Raw genomic sequence first — 18,674 nt, forward strand, 5'->3', positions numbered from 1 at the left:
AACATGCCCTTCCTATTGATTCAGTGACTTTTTCAGTGCCCTCGCGACGAGGCTGATGCTTTTTTTTATTGGAACACAATCGTCTTATTGCCTTCTACGATAATGCGGTTTTCTAAATGCCACTTCACCGCTTTTACGAGCACGCGGCGTTCAATTTTACTGCCGATTTTACGCAGCTCCTTCACGTCAACACGATGATCCACACGCTCAACGTCCTGCTCAATAATCGGACCTTCATCTAAATCGTTCGTTACGTAATGACTCGTCGCTCCGATTAATTTTACACCACGAGCAAACGCGCGCGCATACGGATCTGCCCCGATAAACGCTGGTAAAAATGAATGGTGAATGTTAATGATGCGATTTTCAAAATGACTGACAAAATCAGGCGTTAAAATTTGCATGTAGCGCGCTAAAATAAGCACATCCACATCAAACTCTTTCATCAATTCAATTTGGCGAGCTTCTACTTCTGCACGAATATCTTTGTTCGCTGGAATGTAATAAAACGGAATGCCAAGTGCCTCAACCATTTCACGTGAATTTTCGTAGTTGCTGACAACGAGCGCAATCTCCATCGGTAAATCTCCTGTTTGATACTCCCATAATAGTTCAAGTAAGCAATGTGGCTCCTTCGATACGAAAATGGCTGCACGCTTTTTTTGTGCCTGGTAATGGAATGCATACGTCATATCAAACGCACGCGCAATGCCTTCAAAATTTTTCTCCATTTGCTCTGCTTTTTCGCCAAGTTGATCGCAATAATACGCTAAACGAATGAAAAATGTGCCGTCTGCAGGATCTGTTGAATATTGACTTGATTCAATAATGTTCGCATCAAATGTATGTAAAAACTCCGATAGCACCGCGACAATACCTGGCTTATCTGGACATTTTACGAGCAATACCGCTTCGTTTGTATGTTTTGTGTTCGCCACTTTCGCAGCATTCATATATTGTACTGACATAACAATCCCTCACTTCAGTTGATTGCTTTATTATCGCTAAAAAAATCTGATATTTCAATATCTTTTTGTCATTTTTCTAAAAAATAAAACAATTTGTGCTTTAGGAAAATACAGCGAACACATTTGTTTCATCGGAAAAACAATTCATTTTAATGATTGTACTTTCCATGCGTACAAAACGATTTTTATTATGTTCGTAAAAATACATTTATTTCAAAATAGGTGTATTGGTCATTGTACAAGATAGTAATGTAATATTATGACTCATTTGAATGTTCATTTTATTTCAAAGAAAGTTACGCTTTGTTAGCCCATACATTTGATGATGCTATATTAATAGCAATTAATGGCTATACGCCTCGTTAACAATATTAAATTATAAATTCAGGTTTGTTGATTAGCTATTTGTATATAGTGAAACCTATGATTTTAAGCAACCAACTGAAATAAACGCTCTATATGAGTGGCATGAAGCGTGCGGCGAGACTCCTTGGGGAAAAGCTCGTGCCTCAAGACCCCGTAAGCCGCGACGTAGGAGCGGTGCGGAGGCTTGAGCCGAGCCCCAGGAAAGCGAGCCGCAATACGCGCCCTGCCAATTAAACTGCTAATCAACACGCTTGTTATAAATTTAGAGAAAAGTAGTAGAGGCGCACATTTGCTCACCTCTACTACTTTTCTTTATGTATTCCTCCATAATCTCATCGCCCCCTCCTTCACATAGTACTTCTAGCGTGTACAGTCCTCTTAACTGCGCCAACAAATCTTATATGTATCTCTGATTTTGTATTTCTACAAAATACAAAACATCTTTCACCCTATATCTATATAAACACATATAATGTAAAATAAAAGAAACAAATTCGTTAGGGGGCGTTACGAATGAAAACATTTTCAACTGCCTTATTGTTAACCGCTGCCTTATTACTATCGCCACTTGGAGCTGCCGCCAATACGCAAATGTACGTAGATGTCACGAACGCGACGCAAAATGCGATCGTCAAAAAAATGGCAGAAGCAAACGTAATGACTGCGTACGAAGATGATTTATTTTATCCTGAAGCTACAGTCACGCGAGCAGAGTTAGCCGATATGATTACACGCGCGTACAAGCTATACAACGTGCGTCCAGCGAAGCAATTTAACGACGTCACAGAAGATACCGATTATGCCGATTCCATTCAGCAGCTATACCGCGCTGGCATTATTGACGGTACAGCAAATGGTGATTTCAATCCGTACCAAGAAGTAAAACGTACGCATGTCGCAAAAATTTTAACGAATTTATTGAAGCTTACGCCAACACCGACGACGAAGTTTAAAGATGTGCCGACGAGCTTAGCGAACAACGTCTTTATCGGCGCACTTGTCGAAAAAGGCATTATCGCTGGTTACCCTGATGGCACGTTTAAACCGAATCAAGCAGTGTCGCGCATCAATATGGCAACATTTTTATATCGTGCGCTTTACGGCAAGGAACAACAAATCGAAAATAAAAAAATTACGTCTAATACCGCGTATGCCGCAACGAAGCTACAAGCTGCTAACTACGCGAGTGGCACGGGGTATTCTTATTACATTGAATTTGATACAAATGGCAATGCAAAACCAAAGTTCGAGGGCATTATGCAGACGTTCTCAACAAGTCGCATTCACATTTATCAGCGCAATAGTGACTGGACAGCGATCGATACCGACTTGCGCCATCTAGTGGAATTTAAACCGTACACATTAACGACGATACACGCCTTACCGTACGCTGAGACGTATTGGGCATACGACGGCTCTTACACGACGACACCGTACTTTAACCAAGACGTCACAATTAACAACTTAAAATTTACAGGCACGCTAAAAATTGTTCAAAAAATCGAAGCTTATTATTACAGTGATGATGTCGGTTACAACGTAGAGGAACATGAAGCGGTGTTTTATTTTAAAGAAGGCTACGGGTTGCTATCGTACACATTTAATAACAGAACGGTTTTGGCAATGACCGGCTATAAATTACGTTAATACGACGGGGAAATGTTTGCACACTAGACATTTCCCCATTGTCATTTTATACTTACTTACAAAACGTAAGTAAAGGAAGATTAACGATATGCATGTACAAGTTTGTATTGTTGGTGCCGGTCCTGGTGGTGCGCTGCTTGCTTATTTGCTTGCAAAACGCGGCGTGCGCACGTTACTGCTTGAGCGCACCGCTTCGTTCGGCCAAGCGTTTCGCGGCGAGCATTTAAATACAGAGGGTGAGCATATTTTAAAAAAGCACGGGCTATTTTCGGCACTGGAGGAGGCAGGCTGTTTAGCGATGACGTCTTTACGCTACTGGCATAAAGGCGAACTAATGAAAGAAGTGTATGCTGAGGACGGACAGCATTTTGGCATTCATACGCCGCAAACAAATTTATTGCACGTGCTCATTCATGCCGCTTCGCAATATGAATCGTTCTCCTACCAGTTAAATACGACCGTAAAAGAGCTGCTCGTAAATGATAATGGCACGTATTACGGCGTTGTCGCAAAGCACAGAGACTGCGTCGAGACGATTACGTGCGATTTAATCGTCGGTGCGGATGGCCGACATTCTACCGTTCGAAAACAAGCACGTATTGAACCGATTATTACGAAGCACGGCTACGATTTATTGTGGGCGCGTTTTCCTGCCCCAGCACATTGGCAGCCGTCCATTGATTTTGCGATGCTGCACGACGATCCAATTTCTGTGTTCACACAAACGGGCAATTACGTGCAAATCGGCTGGCAAATTCCTGAAAAATCATTTCGTACGCTGCGCATGATGCCGTTTGAGCAAATGAAGCCGCAATTAATGGACGCTTTGCCACAGCTACGTGATGCGATTGACACCTCGCTAAATAGCTGGCGCGACTTCGTATTGCTTGACGTGTATAGCAGCAAAGTACATACGTGGCATAAAGATGGGCTTATTTTTATCGGAGATGCGGTACATACGATGACGCCAACTGGTGCATTCGGGCTCAATAGCGCATTAAAAGATGCCGATGCACTCGCTGAACTATTCGCAACCGGCTTTGACGAGTTGCAGCTCATTCATTGTGAAGCAGCGCGTAAGCTACATGTCGAGCAGCTTCAACAGCTACAGCGCGATAAGGAAATGGCGTTTGCTGAAGCGTTCGTCGTACAGCAATAACGAAGGAGGTTCGCACATGATTGAAGACGTAAAACGATTTTTACACGAGCAGCAACTACCGATTGAATGGCTCGCAATTCAAACAGGCTTACCGAAGCGCACGTTACTGGAGTTATTTTCAGGCAAAAGACACCTTACAGCGAAATACGAAGAGCGCTTTCGACAAGCACTTACACGAAAAAACGACTAGCTTTGGCGAATCGTTTTTTTATTTTGCGCAAAAAAAAACGCTAAATCATAAAGATTTAACGTTTAATCGTTTCGGATTTTTCGAACGCTTCGACTAAATATGGACGTAATACTGGTGCTAACGTTTTAACATACGATGACGTTAAATGGTGCTGATCACGGTAAATTAAAATGTTACCGATAACTGGGTAGCACGTCGTATCATCGCAGAAATAATCAGATAAGTCCCCAAATAACACGTTCGATGGAATATTGTCTGCATTTTCCCACGGCACTTCACGTGATAATGCTTCGTCACGCGGCATTGAGCACGGCGCAATTTCATCATTGTGTTGCTGTAAACAAGCAGGTGTTGGCTCATTCATACGCGGCGTATCACGAATCGCAAATACAGTTGAATACCCTTCTAATCGTTCCCACTGACGAATATACCCTCGTGGCACATAGTTACGCTTATTGAGCGAAGCTGTTGTAAAGACGACATCTGGTGGGTTTTGCTTTAACACATTAATTAAGTTCGCATTCCACTCAATACATTGCTCCGTCAAATGACCGTCTGGATCTTCATCGGTAAAGCGACAGCCGTCATGATTGTAAATGTCGATGCGGAAATTGAGCTCCTCTGCTAACGGCTCGATTGCTGGGAACCAATGCGCTGAATGCGAACCAGCGACAAGCGCTAACACATAATCTGGATCATCGACAACACCGTATGAGCATTTACGAATTTCGACTAAATACATCGCTTGACATTGATCATATTGATAAAATACAGGGCGGTCTAAAATAACATCTTCATACGATTGATAAAATGGAATGTTATCACGCGGTGTAATATCATTATAAATTGCCGCTGCGCCTGGATAAAGCGACTTTTGTATTTCAGCTTGCTCATACTGTACATATTGTGCAAGCAGTAATGAAAGCAGTAACAACGTCCACCAAAATGGTCGCTGCGCCTCATGCAAATGCCGTGTGTACCATATAAGTCCGATGATCGATAATGTCAATAAGCACAGTGCTGCTAATATAACTAATATGCACTCTAACACACCAATTCGTTGCGCATAACTTGCCCGCGTAACGTATTGCGTCGTATAAAAACTAATCGTCAAGCTAATGAACAATACATATATGATTTGAGCATACATTTGCTTCGTACTATATAATTGAACGCCAGCCCCGATAAATGGTGGGCGCCATTGTTGTTGCATCATTTCACTCCCTTTACTCACGTGCACTTCTATTTTTAGAAACACATACTAAGTATACGTTAAGTGCACTCGACTTTACATCATAAAAAAGTAATTTTCTTCTGAATATATGAAAAGAAATTTGCTTCCATTCCTATGTCTTTTGGCAAACTACGCATATTTTCATTATGCCCGAAAAAAAACGAAAAATCGGCACGATGCGATTTTTCGTTTTACATTCTTTTATGAAGCTTGTTAGTAACGATCCCCGTTGAAAATCGAGTTTTTCACGACAACGTAATCAACTTTACGAATCGCCTCTAAATCGCGACCACCCGCGTACGAAATCGATGACTGTAAATCTTGCTCCATTTCAATGAGCGTATCGATAATTTTCCCTTTATACGGCATGTACATCTTTTTACCTTCAACGTTTTTACGCTCACCTTTTTGGAACTCCGACGCTGAACCGAAATATTCCTTCATTAATACGCCGTCCACTTCAACCGTTTCACCTGGCGACTCGTCATGCCCTGCAAATAGCGAACCAATCATGACCATCGATGCACCAAAGCGCACTGATTTTGCGATATCGCCGTGCGTACGAATACCACCGTCCGCAATAATTGGCTTTTGTGCTGCCTTTGCACACCAGCGAAGTGCCGCTAGCTGCCAGCCACCTGTCCCAAAGCCTGTTTTAATTTTCGTAATGCACACTTTACCCGGTCCGATGCCGACTTTCGTTGCGTCCGCTCCTGCATTTTCAAGCTCGCGTACCGCTTCTGGCGTGCCGACGTTCCCAGCAATAACGAAGCTTTCTGGTAAATGCTTTTTAATGTGCTGAATCATTGCAATGACCGCATTTGAATGCCCATGCGCAATATCGATCGTAATGTAATCAGGTACGACGTTTTTCGCTGCTAAGTCCTCAACAAATGCGTACTCATCTTCCTTCACCCCAACTGAAATAGAAGCAATTAATTGTTGTTCGTGCATATCACGAATAAATTGCTCACGCGTTTCAGGATGGAAGCGATGCATAATATAAAAATAGCCGTTTGCCGCAAGCTTTTGCGCAAGCGATGCATCGATAATTGTCTGCATATTTGCTGGCACGACTGGTAATTTAAATGTATGTTTGCCAAGCGTCACGCTCGTATCACACTCTGCACGAGAATCCACGATGCATTTTGCTGGTACTAATTGAATATCTTCATAGTCGAATACTGTATCCATATAAAACCCACTCCTAAAGACGAATATTTTTTTATTTTTATATGATTTCGTTCGTCATTAGCTAATTTACAATGGATCGTTCTGAAAGTCAACGCTTTTTACGAAAATTGAACACCATTTTTACATTTTCGTTCGTGTTTTAATATTTTTCATATTGATATATAGACGGTGAATATATTCTAGCGTTTTGTTCGTCGGCTCTCCACATCGCGGCGGTCGTGGCGTGAGCCTTTCGTGTAACGCTGGAGTCCGCCTCTTGTTTCGAGCCTCGTTCGCAATCACCTTGTATATAGAACGTTATATTCACCGTAATATTGCTTTACCGTCCCAATTATCGGGTTATAAACGTGCACCGCAATCGTTAACTGCTGCTGCTTTTCATCAAACGCCTCAATCGCTGTTCCAACACCTTGTAATTGCTTCGGCAGCGACACAATGCGCGTGCCGATGCGAACGAACTGTGCGACCGACTTCATATAAAGCGCACCGTCCGCCGTTACGCGAACATCCATTTGCGAGGCGAAAAATTTACCGTCACCGTTATAATCAAGGACTTCATTTGTTTCATGATCGACAACCATTAACGTATTGTAATAACGCGTCGCCTCGTCAAAATAAAAAGCACGCGTCCACTGAATTTCAGTCGTGTGCCCTACTTGCTTGCTCTTCGTTTCTAACATAAACGGTACGTGCTCTCCTGTATTATGAAACATAAATTTCGTCGGCTGTGCCAGCATGAGTAAAGGTGTAATAAAAGAGGAGCCATTTTCAACGACGTGCATCACTCCTTCTACTCGCTGCGTCTTTCCAATCGGTTCACTGTAACGTGCTTGCAGCTGTGGATGAAGCCGCTGAAACGACTCACCAAGTACGCGTTCATAATAATGCATTTCTAATCGCCTCCCTTTTGTCATCGCCACTCTATACCCGATTACGTGCGATGATAAGCGATAATTCATAAGACCGAATTTTCTTTCATTTTTTGTTTTCTTCCTTGTATGTTATAATAACTATCAGGTGCCAAAACCTATTGTAACAGCTTGACTGTTACGGCAGCTTGCACCGTTTAATAGCTCGGATTGCTAGGAGCAAGCTGTTGAAGCGGGGAGATGAGCCCCCGCTTTTTTTATTTGCCTAAAAACGACACGATACGTTCAATCGTTTGCTCAATTTCCTCTGCAAATACCGCATTCGTCGTAAAATAGCTATGAATGAGTCCGTTCATTTCAATCGCTTCTACTTCCACACCAGCTTGCTGTAACTTCTTTGCATACAGCCATCCTTCATCTTTTAACACATCATTTTCCGCCACAGCGATGAACGCTTTCGGAGCTTTTGTTACGTCCGCAAAATAAGGAGACACGCGTGGATTCGCTCGTTCCGTCACTTCTACATATTGTTCAATAAACCAAGCCATTACTTTCGCATCTAACCCACACCCTTGTGCATAAGTTTCATACGACGCCGTATTCATGCACGCGTTCGTTACCGGATATAATAAAATTTGCGCCTCGATCTGTTCCTTAAACGTATTTGCTACAACTGTTGCTAAGTTACCACCAGCACTGTCACCCGCAATCGCAATACGCGATAAATCGATATTGTACTGTGACGCATGTTGAACGATCCATTGAAAAGCCGCTTCACAATCTTCTACTGGCACAGGAAATGCATATTCTGGTGCTAAACGATAATCAACGGAAACGACGATGCGTCCTGTTTTTTGTGCAAGCAAACGGCATGATGCATCTGACGTATCGATGCTATTAATGACCCAGCCGCCACCATGGATATAAACAATCGCCCCGAGCTTGCCGACGTTTTCCGGTGTGTAAATACGCAGTACGATATTGCCATCCTTTACGTCAATGCGCACGTCTTGAATGCTAGCGAGCGGTGAAACTGGCTGTGCGATGCGTGGAACGGCACGTAACTTGCGTGCATGCTGCGGTGATAATGTATATAACGCTGGTAGCTGTTGTTGCCTTGCAATATGTTTTTTCGCTTTTTCAATAATTGTTCCCATACACTTACCACCTATTCCGATTAAGTTACTATGTTTTATAGTGTACACGAACTTTACTAGTTATGCAATGCTCGCTCTGCACATTTTGCGCGATATTTTTTCACCTTAAAATACTCGTTCACACCGAAAAATACGTATTCAAAAAAGAATCCGCTATAGTTGTTCTCAACCTCTTTTATTTGTTTTAATTTTCTGATATTATCAGATAATACTGAATATAAAGAAGTTTTTTTGCTTTTTTATATGTAACTTTTTATGTAAAGGGACGATAATATGCAGTTTTCAAACAAAATTTTAAATACGCCATCATCATTTATCCGCAACATTTTAAAAGTGACGGATTCACCAAATGTTATTTCATTCGCAGGTGGCTTACCAAATCCAATTTCATTTCCAATTGACGCGCTTCAAGAAGCAATTAACAACTCGATTGCACATGAAGGCGCGAAATTATTCCAATATTCAACGACACAAGGCTATTTACCGTTGCGCGAAATGATCGCAGCAAAGTACCGTAAAAACTTCGGTCTAGACATCGATGCATCAGACGTGTTCATTACGACAGGCTCACAGCAAGCACTTGAAATTTTAGGTAAAGTATTTTTAAACAAAGGTGACGGCGTTGTTATGGAAGCACCTGGATATCTTGGCGCTATTCAAGCTTTCACACTAGCAGAGCCTGAATTTTATCCAGTAACGCTTGAAGAGGACGGCTTAAACGTCGCACAGCTTGAAGAAACACTAAAAAACAATCCAAACATTAAATTTATTTACACAGTACCGAACTTCCAAAATCCAACCGGTATTACGTATTCACGCGAAAAACGTGACGCCATTTACGAAGTCGTGAAAAATTACGACGTAGCATTAATCGAAGACGATCCTTACGGCGAATTGCGCTTTAGCGGCGAAGCATTGCCATACATTGGCGCAGGTCGCTTACAAAACTCAGTGCTGCTTGGCTCATTTTCAAAAACGGTTACACCGGGCTTCCGCTTAGGCTACATCGTGACGAAAAATAAAGAAATTTTAAGTCATGTTGAAACAGCGAAACAAGCGACAGACTTACACACAAACATTTTCGCACAAATGACGATTGCGGAATATTTAACACATAACGCTTACGAAGAACATGTAAACAAAATTATCGAGCTTTACAACACACAAGCAACAGCGATGTTAAACGCAATTGAAAAGCATTTCCCAAAAGAGGTGCACTATACGAAACCACAAGGCGGCATGTTCATTTGGGCAACGCTTCCTGAAGGTATTTCCGCACTTGAGCTATTTGAAGAATCAATGGCAGCAGACGTAGCGTTCGTACCAGGTGATCCGTTCTATACGCATCCAAATAACGTTAACACATTGCGCTTAAACTACACGAATGCAACAGAGGAAATTATCGAAGAAGGCATTCAACGTTTAGGAAATATTATGAAACAGTTTATCGAGAAAAAACAAAAAGCTACAGTTGAAGCATAAAAAAGGTGTCCCGAAAGTCGATGTTGACTTTCAGGACACCTTTTTTATTTTAGCGAAACACGTTTACGTATTGTTACAACGCTGCACGCATTGGCATACCTTCTTGTGCGCCGAGTTTTTGTACAGCTTTAGATGCGGCTTGTACGGCAAATGGAACAGCTTGTGCAAGCGGCTTTCGTTCGACGAGTGCGACTGCGAGTGCGCCGTTAAACGTATCTCCTGCACCAGTCGTATCGACAACATCTACTGTCGGTGCAACAACTCCGTGAAGCCCGTTATCATCCGCAAACAATGCCCCGTCGCCCCCGCATGTCACAATTACTTTCTTTGGATGTGCTATCGCCGCTTCCTCTGGCGTTTGCCTAAATATTGCTGCACATTCGGTTTCATTCGGCGTCATATACGTAATGTACGGCAGCCATTCGTGCTGAAAATGCGTGGCGGGTGCTGGGTTAAATAGCACCGGTACATTCGCCGCACCGCATTGATGCAACACCCACTCTGTCAGCTCCACTCGCAATTCCAACTGCAAAACGACAAGTGCTGCATTCTCAATTATATGCTTGAATCGCAATATATGTGCTACATCGATCGCATAGTTTGCGCCTGATACGACTGTAATGCGATTGTCGCCGTCATGTAGCTGAATGAGCGCGATGCCTGTTTCTGCATCTACTTCAAGAAGTGCATCTGTCTGTACCCCGTTATGTATTAATTGTTCGCGTAGTTCACGCCCGAACGCATCTGCGCCAACCGCACCAATCATTTGTACGTTGCCACTAAGACGTGACGCTGCAACAGCTTGATTCGCACCTTTGCCTCCTGGTGACGTCGTAAAACGTTGCCCAAACACCGTTTCTCCTTGCTTCGGCAACACGTTCGTATGCAACACTAAATCCATGTTCACACTGCCGACTACAACGATATTATTTTGTCGTTCCGCGCACACAAAGCGACGCCTCCAATACAACACGCGTTTGCTGAATTTCCTTATCTTCAAGCTTGCTAATTAACATGCGTGTCGCCGTCTCACCTAGTCCGTAAACTGGTTGCGCTACAGTCGTCAGCCCAGGCAACACCATATCACCTAGCTCAATGCCGTCATAGCCGACTACTTGCACATCTTCTGGCACGCGTAATCCCGCTTCTTGAATTGCCTTTAATGCGCCAAGTGCTGCATAATCGCTACATGCAAATACACCGTCGATTGTGCGATCTTGTGCGAGCGCCTCTTTCGTCGATTCAAACGCATATTGATAGCGTAAATCCCCTTCTACAATGCGATATGACACATTGTCAGTCATCGCCGCTTCAAACCCTTTAGCACGCTCTGCAAACGTGCCTGCGTTTTGTGGGCCGCTTAAACAAATTAAATTCGTTGCACCGCGCTCAATTAAATATGCCGAGCCGAGCTTTGCTGCTTCAAAGTTGTTCGTTGACACGTACGGAAGCTGGCTATTATCTTTTCGATCAAGCGCTACGACTGGAATGTTTAACTCTAAATAACTTTGCTCCGAAATTAAATTGGACGCAACGATAAAGCCCGCAACATACGTTTGACGAAGGCGCTCAATATATAATTTTTCCTTCTCCTCCTGCTCGTCGCTGTTACAAAGTACAACCGTATAGCCGAGTGATAATGCCGTATCCTCTACTGCACGAGCAAGTTGCGGGAAAAATGGGTTCGTAATGTCTGGTACAATTAAACCGATAATATTTGTTTGCTTCGTCGTTAAACTGCGGGCTACTTGGTTCGGACGATAATTTAGCTCTTTGATTGCGCGTTCAATCGCTGCCTTTGCTTCTTGGCTCACGTAATCTTTGTTATTTAAAAAACGTGACACGGTCGCAACTGATACGCCTGCATGTTTTGCTACTGTTTTAATATTTGCCATAATTTCACCTTTATTCCTGTTGTAATGAAGTGTCGTAAAAATACTACGTTCAGTATGTCACAAAATTTTCCAAAATACTATAGCAATATTATATACATTAGAAATTTAATATGTTAGATCGCTCATCATCATTGCTTTTTCTATGGAAGTTCGCCCCTTTCAAGCAATGCGTATTCACGTTAAATGATGAATATGCTATATCCTCATGTAGTACCCTTTTCCATCACATATTAAACGCTATTTTTGTCTCTATTTCAAAATCGGTGCTTGCAACATGTAGATGTATGTTCTGAAATACAGGCGGCGACTTAGCGAAAATCTTTTTGCAACCGGCACCCGAGCCGAAAATCGATGAACAAAGGCTACGTTCGTCGCGTCTATGCGACAATTTGTGACCAACATGATGTCGCTCTTCGCGAAAAACGTCCTCCGAAATGAAAAAACTATCAAGAAGCTATTTCTATTGTAAAATAAAAAAATACCATTCGAGCAGTAATGCCCAAATGGTATTTCATTATTTATTATTCAAAAACGATGCGCTTCTCTTCGTACGCTTTAATATGATCCTCATACTTAAATGTTAACGCAATTTCGTCCCAGCCGTTTAATAGCATTTCTTTATAGTACGGATCGATGTTAAATTTATATACTTTACCTGCTGCATTCGTTACCGTTTGTTCACCTAAATTCACTTCAATTTCAGAAGCTTCAGCAATACCCGCTGCAAGTAACTCTTCACACTCTTCTTCTGTTAATTTCACTGGTAAAATACCATTTTTGTAACAGTTGTTGTGGAAAATATCCGCAAAACTTGGTGCAATGACAACGTTGAAACCGTAGTCTAAAATTGCCCACGGTGCATGTTCACGTGATGAACCACAGCCGAAGTTATCTTGTGCAACTAAAATTTTTGCGCCATTATATTGCGGCTGATTTAATACGAAATTCTCATTAACTGAGCCATCTTCATTAAATCGCCAGTGATGGAATAAAAATTCACCGAAGCCTGTACGCTCAATGCGCTTTAAAAATTCTTTTGAAATAATTTGGTCTGTATCGACGTTTTTATGATCAAGCGGTGCATATACGCTTTTTACAATATTAATTGGTTCCATCTATGTCACTCTCCTGCAAATTAATGTACGCTTATGCTTGCTGTTGCTTCATGTATTCACGTACATCGACGAATCGACCGTGAATCCCTGCTGCTGCTGCCATTTCTGGTGACACTAAGTGCGTACGTGCGCCAGCGCCTTGGCGTCCTTCGAAGTTACGGTTTGATGTAGACGCACAACGCTCACCTGAAGGAATAACATCTTCATTCATCCCTAAACATGCTGAACATCCTGATTCGCGCCATTCAAAGCCTGCTGCTAAGAAAATTTCATGTAAACCTTCTTCTTCTGCTGCTTTTTTCGTAGACCAAGATCCTGGTACAACGATGCCGCGTACACCCGGTGCAAGCTTTTGCCCTTTCACAATGCTTGCTGCTGAACGTAAGTCTGATAAACGTGAATTTGTACAAGAGCCGATAAATACGTGTTGAATTTCAATGTCTGTAATATTTTGACCTTCTTGTAAATCCATATATTTTAACGCTTTCTCTAACGCGTTACGATCGATTTCATTATCATAGTCTGCCTTTGTCGGTACTGATTTCGTTACACCTACACCCATCGCTGGATTTGTTCCCCATGTTACGATTGGCTCAATGTCAGCTGCATCGATTTCAAGTACAACATCATACGTCGCATTTTCGTCAGATGCTAAACTTAACCAATATGCAGCAGCTTCGTCAAACTGCTTTTGTGGTGCATGACGACGACCACGTAAGAATTCCACTGTCGTTTCATCTGGAGAAATTAAGCCAGCTTTTGCGCCCGCTTCGATTGACATATTACAAATTGTCATACGCTCTTCCATTGAAAGCTTGCGAATCGCATCACCCGTATATTCAACGATATGCCCCGTACCAACACCGATACCCCATTTTGCAATAATTGCTAAAATGATATCTTTCGCTGTTACACCAAAGCCTAGATCACCGTTTACGCGAATTTCCATTGTCGGTGGCTTCGTTTGCCATAACGTTTGCGTGCTCATTACGTGCTCAACTTCAGACGTACCGATACCGAATGCTAATGCACCGAATGCACCGTGAGTCGCCGTATGTGAGTCACCACAAACGATCGTTTTACCAGGTTGTGTTAAACCTAGTTCTGGACCGATTACGTGTACAATCCCTTGATCTGGATGTCCAATATCTGCAAGCTCAACGCCGAACTCTTTTGCGTTATCAGCAAGCGTTGTAATTTGCTTTTTCGCAATTGGATCGTTAATTGTTGGTAAGTTTTTTGTCGGTACGTTATGATCCATCGTCGCGAAGCAAAGATCTGTACGACGCACTTTTCGCCCTGCTAAACGTAATCCTTCAAAAGCTTGTGGACTTGTTACTTCGTGAATTAAATGTAAGTCGATATAAAGTAAATCCGGTTTCCCGTCTTCTTGATATACGACGTGCTGTTCCCAAATTTTATCGATAATATTTTTCGCCATAGTGTTTCACCGTTCCTTCACTCACTAGTTTGAAACTGGAGCATTGATTTCTGTTAATACTTCGTTTGTCCATTGTGACGTTGTTAGTACACGAGAACCTTTTGATGCAAGGTCGCCTGTAAAGAAGCCTTTTTCGAATACAGCGTTTACTGCGCGCTCGATTTCTGCTGCTTCTTCATTTAAGCCGAATGAATATTTTAAAAGCATTGCTACTGAAAGAATCGTTGCTGCCGGGTTTGCTTTTTCTTGTCCTGCAATATCCGGTGCTGAACCGTGTACCGGCTCGTATAAACCGAAGCTATCTGCACGCATTGATGCAGACGGTAACGTACCTAAAGAGCCTGTAATTACTGACGCTTCATCAGATAAAATATCGCCAAACATGTTCTCAGTCACGACAACGTCATAATGCGCTGGATTTGTAATCAGTTTCATTGCCACTGAGTCGACTAAGTTATGCTCTACTTCTACATCTGGATATTGTGCTTTTTTCTCTTCTACAATTTGACGCCATAACTTACTCGTATCTAAAACGTTTGCCTTATCTACTGAGCACAGTTTACCACGACGTACACGTGCTAAGTTAAATGCTGTGTCAACAATGCGCTCAATTTCTTTACGTGTGTAAGCAAGCGTATCAATGGCATGATCCTCTGCTAAAACGCGTGGCTCACCGAAGTAAAGTCCACCTGTTAATTCACGTACAATCATTAAGTCTACGTTTTCTGCCACTTCACGCTTTAATGGTGAAGCATCAAGCAAACTTGGAATCGCCGCTACAGGACGAAGGTTCGCGAACAGATCAAAGTGCTTACGAATTTGTAGTAATCCTTTTTCTGGACGTAAGTGAGATGGATTGTTATCCCATTTTGGGCCGCCAACAGCACCTAATAATACCGCGTCACTCGCTTCACATTTTGCAATCGTCTCTTCTGGCAACGGATTGTTTTCCGCATCAATTGCCGCACCGCCGATTAGTGCATATTGTAAATGAAATGTATGGTTGTAACGTGCTTCAATCGCTTGTAGTACTTCTACTGCTGAAGCGACTACTTCTGGGCCAATGCCATCGCCCGGTAAAATCGTAATTGTCTTTTCCATCGTTCGAAACATCCTTTCGTTCTCCGCGTTTTATAATGTCGCTATTTTCCGACAATTGATCATAAAAGTTGACTACATAGTAACACGTATGTTGATTAGCCAGTAATTGGCTGAAAGCGTATTACGATCGAGCATTTTATTAAAAGTAGGCGATAAAAAAATATCGATTCTGCTATATATAATGACTCATTCAACATATATGACAATTTATGTAGAAAAAATACCAGCTTGTCTAGGTCAGACTAAGCTGGTACTTGTAAAGTTCTTAGTTGACTGCTCCTTGGCGTGTACTCGCTTGAAGTAAATGGCGATTCACTGCGTTTACGTACGCTTTTGCTGACGCTTCTAATACGTCTTGCGCTGCGTCACGACCCGTATATTTAAAGCCGTTGTATTCGACATTGATGACTGCCTCACCTAATGCGTCCTCACCTTTACCAACCGAAGTTACGCGGTAATCAAGCACATTTACTTTACCTTCAGCAATTTGCTCAAGTGTATTGAAAATGGCCTCAACTGAACCGTTGCCTGTACCTGTGTACGTTTCTTCTGTACCTGCTGGCGTTGTCACAACAACTGTTGCTGTTGGCACATTAGATGAATCGTATTGAACTTGTACGTTTTGTAAATTAAATAACGATACGTCGCCAATTGCGATTTGCTGCTCCGTTAAAATTGTCACTAAATCATCTTCAGTTACTTCTTTTTTACGGTCTGCAAGCTTTTTGAACTCATCAAATGCTTTATTTAACTTGTCATCTGATAAGTCAAAGCCCATCGTCTCTGCGCGGTCGCGGAATGCTGCACGACCTGAGTGTTTGCCTAATACAAGTGGTACGTCCCCTTCACCAACAAGTGCTGGTGAAATAATTTCGTACGTTTCTTTATGCTTTAACACGCCGTCTTGGTGAATACCAGACTCATGTGCAAATGCATTTTTACCTACAACCGCTTTGTTTGGTTGAATAACAGAACCTGTTAAACGACTAACTAGCTGCGATGCACGTTTAATCTCTTTTAATACGATCCCTGTTTCCACTGGGTAAATATCGTTACGAATGTGTAGTGCAACTGCGATTTCTTCAAGTGCTGCATTACCTGCGCGCTCTCCAAGACCGTTAATTGTACATTCGATTTGATCTGCACCATTTTCCATTGCAGCAATTGAGTTCGCAACAGCCATTCCTAAGTCATCATGACAGTGAGCTGAGAACTTAACGTTTTCAGTGCCTGTGCAGTTTTCCTTTAAGAACTTAAATAACGCGCCGTATTCTTGCGGTGAAGCGTAGCCTACCGTATCGGGTACGTTAATTGTTGTTGCACCTGCTTTAATGGCAGCGTTAATGACGCGTACTAAATATTCTTTATCCGAACGGAATCCATCTTCACAAGAGAACTCAACTAATGAGAACTTTGATTTCGCATACTTTACTGCTTCCACCGCTTGCTCAATTACTTGATCTGGCGTTTTTTTCAGCTTGTATTCCATATGGATCGGGCTTGTCGCGATAAATGTGTGTACGTGCGGCTGTTCAGCAACTTTCACTGCTTCCCATACTGCGTCAATATCACTTTTTACTGCGCGTGCAAGACCTGTTACGATTGAATTTTTTACCGTTTTCGCAATTTGATGTACCGCTTCGAAGTCGCCCGGTGATGAAGCAGGGAATCCTGCTTCAATTACCGTAACGCCTAAACGTTCAAGTTGCTTGGCGATTTCAATCTTCTCCGCCGTATTTAAGTTAATGCCCGGCGATTGTTCACCGTCGCGTAACGTTGTATCAAAGATATCAATTTTTCGCACTTTGAGTCACTTCTTCACGAACTACTTTTTGCTTACCTTCGTTGATGAATGGCATCATTTCGCGTAAACGTGCGCCAACTTCCTCGATTTGGTGGTTAGCACCAGCGTTTTTATATTCAGTGTATTTCGGACGACCAGTTTCGTTTTCTTTGATCCACTCACGAGCGAATGTACCGTTTTGGATGTCTGTTAATACGTCTTTCATACGAGCTTTTACAGAAGCGTCGATTACGCGTGGACCTGAAACGTAGTCTCCCCACTCAGCTGTATCTGATACTGAGTAACGCATTGTAGCCATACCGCCTTCAAACATTAAGTCAACGATTAATTTTAATTCGTGTAATGTTTCAAAGTAAGCAAGCTCTGGTTGGTAACCAGCTTCTACTAATGTTTCGAAACCAGCTTGTACTAATGCAGTTGCACCACCGCAAAGTACTGCTTGCTCACCGAATAAGTCAGTTTCTGTTTCTTCTTTGAATGTTGTTTCTAATAAACCACCGCGAGCTGATCCAATACCTTTACCGTAAGCAAGTGCTAAATCACGAGCTTGACCAGTTGCATCTTGGTGGATTGCGAATAAGCCTGGTACGCCAGCGCCTTGTTCGAATTGACGACGAACTAAGTGACCTGGACCTTTTGGAGCTACTAAGAATACGTCAACGTCTGCTGGAGGTTGAATTTGACCAAAATGTACGTTGAAGCCGTGTGCGAACATTAATACTTTACCAGCTGTTAAGTGTGGTGCGATCTCTGCTTCGTAAACTGCTTTTTGGCGCTCATCTGGTAATAAGATTTGGATTACGTCAGCTTCAGCTGCTGCTTCTGCTACTGTTTTAACGTCTAAGCCATCAGCTTTTGCTGCGTCGAATGAACCGCCTGGACGAACACCTACTACTACGTCGAAGCCAGAATCTTTTAAGTTTAATGCGTGAGCGTGACCTTGAGAGCCGTACCCGATGATTGCGATTTTTTTACCTTTTAATACGTCTTCGTTGATGTTTTGTTCATAATACATTTGTGCCATGTTGTTGTTCCTCCGATTATTATATGAA

Annotated in this window: 16 protein-coding genes; 4 read left to right on the forward strand and 12 right to left on the reverse strand. The window is 42.4% G+C overall.

From position 1 onward, the window contains the following. Window positions 1-65: 65 nt before the first annotated feature. On the reverse strand, window positions 66-953 hold the full coding sequence (gene purU, locus A6K76_RS14855; RefSeq protein ID WP_245672008.1) for a formyltetrahydrofolate deformylase: 888 nt from the start codon (window positions 951-953) through the stop codon (window positions 66-68). An 894-nt stretch (window positions 954-1,847) separates the two neighbouring features. Between purU and A6K76_RS14860 the strand changes: the two genes are divergently transcribed. The 3 genes from A6K76_RS14860 to A6K76_RS16850 all read left to right on the forward strand — a co-directional run bounded on the left by A6K76_RS14860 (window position 1,848) and on the right by A6K76_RS16850 (window position 4,330). Next, on the forward strand, window positions 1,848-2,981 hold the full coding sequence (locus A6K76_RS14860) for an S-layer homology domain-containing protein (protein WP_066466388.1): 1,134 nt from the start codon (window positions 1,848-1,850) through the stop codon (window positions 2,979-2,981). Between the two features lie 88 nt (window positions 2,982-3,069). Then, the gene (locus tag A6K76_RS14865; protein ID WP_066466389.1) at window positions 3,070-4,140 is read left to right on the forward strand and encodes an FAD-dependent monooxygenase; all 1,071 of its coding nucleotides are present in this window, start codon (window positions 3,070-3,072) and stop codon (window positions 4,138-4,140) included. Between the two features lie 16 nt (window positions 4,141-4,156). Then, window positions 4,157-4,330, forward strand: coding sequence for a hypothetical protein (locus tag A6K76_RS16850; protein WP_169818034.1), 174 nt, complete (start codon window positions 4,157-4,159; stop codon window positions 4,328-4,330). Between the two features lie 55 nt (window positions 4,331-4,385). Here the strand turns inward: A6K76_RS16850 and A6K76_RS14870 are convergent, their stop codons facing one another. The 4 genes from A6K76_RS14870 to A6K76_RS14885 form a co-directional block, all read right to left on the reverse strand. Continuing rightward, window positions 4,386-5,543, reverse strand: coding sequence for an SGNH hydrolase domain-containing protein (locus A6K76_RS14870; protein WP_066466390.1), 1,158 nt, complete (start codon window positions 5,541-5,543; stop codon window positions 4,386-4,388). Window positions 5,544-5,777: 234 nt separating this feature from the next. Beyond that, on the reverse strand, window positions 5,778-6,758 hold the full coding sequence (guaC, locus tag A6K76_RS14875) for a GMP reductase (RefSeq protein WP_066466391.1): 981 nt from the start codon (window positions 6,756-6,758) through the stop codon (window positions 5,778-5,780). 278 nt (window positions 6,759-7,036) lie between these two features. Beyond that, window positions 7,037-7,648, reverse strand: coding sequence for a DUF4166 domain-containing protein (locus A6K76_RS14880; protein ID WP_066466392.1), 612 nt, complete (start codon window positions 7,646-7,648; stop codon window positions 7,037-7,039). Between the two features lie 236 nt (window positions 7,649-7,884). Then, entirely contained in the window at window positions 7,885-8,784 is a 900-nt protein-coding gene (locus tag A6K76_RS14885; protein WP_066466393.1) for an alpha/beta hydrolase, read from the reverse strand. Window positions 8,785-9,057: 273 nt separating this feature from the next. Between A6K76_RS14885 and A6K76_RS14890 the strand changes: the two genes are divergently transcribed. Further along, window positions 9,058-10,266, forward strand: a complete 1,209-nt coding sequence (locus A6K76_RS14890) for an aminotransferase-like domain-containing protein (RefSeq protein WP_066466394.1) — start codon at window positions 9,058-9,060, stop codon at window positions 10,264-10,266. Between the two features lie 73 nt (window positions 10,267-10,339). On the opposite strand, the gene rbsK is transcribed toward A6K76_RS14890, so the two are convergent. From rbsK to ilvC, 7 genes are all read right to left on the reverse strand, one after another. Further along, window positions 10,340-11,215: a ribokinase gene (gene rbsK, locus A6K76_RS14895; protein WP_245672007.1), complete on the reverse strand. Its 876-nt coding sequence runs from the start codon at window positions 11,213-11,215 to the stop codon at window positions 10,340-10,342. Continuing rightward, window positions 11,193-12,161 carry a LacI family DNA-binding transcriptional regulator gene (locus A6K76_RS14900; RefSeq protein ID WP_066466395.1) on the reverse strand — a complete coding sequence of 323 codons (969 nt, stop codon included), beginning with the start codon at window positions 12,159-12,161 and terminating at the stop codon, window positions 11,193-11,195. Before A6K76_RS14900 ends, rbsK begins: the two co-directional genes overlap by 23 nt. A 521-nt stretch (window positions 12,162-12,682) precedes the next feature. Further along, window positions 12,683-13,276, reverse strand: coding sequence for a 3-isopropylmalate dehydratase small subunit (leuD, locus tag A6K76_RS14905; RefSeq protein WP_066466396.1), 594 nt, complete (start codon window positions 13,274-13,276; stop codon window positions 12,683-12,685). 31 nt (window positions 13,277-13,307) lie between these two features. After that, a complete protein-coding gene (gene leuC / locus A6K76_RS14910; RefSeq protein ID WP_066466397.1) occupies window positions 13,308-14,717 on the reverse strand; it encodes a 3-isopropylmalate dehydratase large subunit in 1,410 nt (469 codons plus the stop codon). Between the two features lie 24 nt (window positions 14,718-14,741). Continuing rightward, window positions 14,742-15,818, reverse strand: a complete 1,077-nt coding sequence (leuB, locus tag A6K76_RS14915; RefSeq protein WP_066466398.1) for a 3-isopropylmalate dehydrogenase — start codon at window positions 15,816-15,818, stop codon at window positions 14,742-14,744. Between the two features lie 265 nt (window positions 15,819-16,083). Further along, window positions 16,084-17,622, reverse strand: a complete 1,539-nt coding sequence (locus A6K76_RS14920) for a 2-isopropylmalate synthase (protein WP_066466399.1) — start codon at window positions 17,620-17,622, stop codon at window positions 16,084-16,086. Beyond that, window positions 17,609-18,646 carry a ketol-acid reductoisomerase gene (gene ilvC / locus A6K76_RS14925; protein ID WP_066466400.1) on the reverse strand — a complete coding sequence of 346 codons (1,038 nt, stop codon included), beginning with the start codon at window positions 18,644-18,646 and terminating at the stop codon, window positions 17,609-17,611. The genes A6K76_RS14920 and ilvC overlap by 14 nt, the downstream gene beginning before the upstream one ends. Window positions 18,647-18,674 lie beyond the last annotated feature (28 nt).

It is taken from the genome of Caryophanon latum, assembly GCF_001700325.1.
Classification (GTDB): Bacteria; Bacillota; Bacilli; order Bacillales_A; family Planococcaceae; genus Caryophanon; species Caryophanon latum.

What these genes read in the sequence shown, in the direction of transcription:
- purU (WP_245672008.1), bottom strand. Translation starts at nt 953, where the DNA reads ATGAATGCTGCGAAAGTGGCGAACACAAAACATACAAACGAAGCGGTA.
- A6K76_RS14860 (WP_066466388.1), top strand. Translation starts at nt 1,848, where the DNA reads ATGAAAACATTTTCAACTGCCTTATTGTTAACCGCTGCCTTATTACTA.
- A6K76_RS14865 (WP_066466389.1), top strand. Translation starts at nt 3,070, where the DNA reads ATGCATGTACAAGTTTGTATTGTTGGTGCCGGTCCTGGTGGTGCGCTG.
- A6K76_RS16850 (WP_169818034.1), top strand. Translation starts at nt 4,157, where the DNA reads ATGATTGAAGACGTAAAACGATTTTTACACGAGCAGCAACTACCGATT.
- A6K76_RS14870 (WP_066466390.1), bottom strand. Translation starts at nt 5,543, where the DNA reads ATGCAACAACAATGGCGCCCACCATTTATCGGGGCTGGCGTTCAATTA.
- guaC (WP_066466391.1), bottom strand. Translation starts at nt 6,758, where the DNA reads ATGGATACAGTATTCGACTATGAAGATATTCAATTAGTACCAGCAAAA.
- A6K76_RS14880 (WP_066466392.1), bottom strand. Translation starts at nt 7,648, where the DNA reads ATGCATTATTATGAACGCGTACTTGGTGAGTCGTTTCAGCGGCTTCAT.
- A6K76_RS14885 (WP_066466393.1), bottom strand. Translation starts at nt 8,784, where the DNA reads ATGGGAACAATTATTGAAAAAGCGAAAAAACATATTGCAAGGCAACAA.
- A6K76_RS14890 (WP_066466394.1), top strand. Translation starts at nt 9,058, where the DNA reads ATGCAGTTTTCAAACAAAATTTTAAATACGCCATCATCATTTATCCGC.
- A6K76_RS14900 (WP_066466395.1), bottom strand. Translation starts at nt 12,161, where the DNA reads ATGGCAAATATTAAAACAGTAGCAAAACATGCAGGCGTATCAGTTGCG.
- leuD (WP_066466396.1), bottom strand. Translation starts at nt 13,276, where the DNA reads ATGGAACCAATTAATATTGTAAAAAGCGTATATGCACCGCTTGATCAT.
- leuC (WP_066466397.1), bottom strand. Translation starts at nt 14,717, where the DNA reads ATGGCGAAAAATATTATCGATAAAATTTGGGAACAGCACGTCGTATAT.
- leuB (WP_066466398.1), bottom strand. Translation starts at nt 15,818, where the DNA reads ATGGAAAAGACAATTACGATTTTACCGGGCGATGGCATTGGCCCAGAA.
- ilvC (WP_066466400.1), bottom strand. Translation starts at nt 18,646, where the DNA reads ATGGCACAAATGTATTATGAACAAAACATCAACGAAGACGTATTAAAA.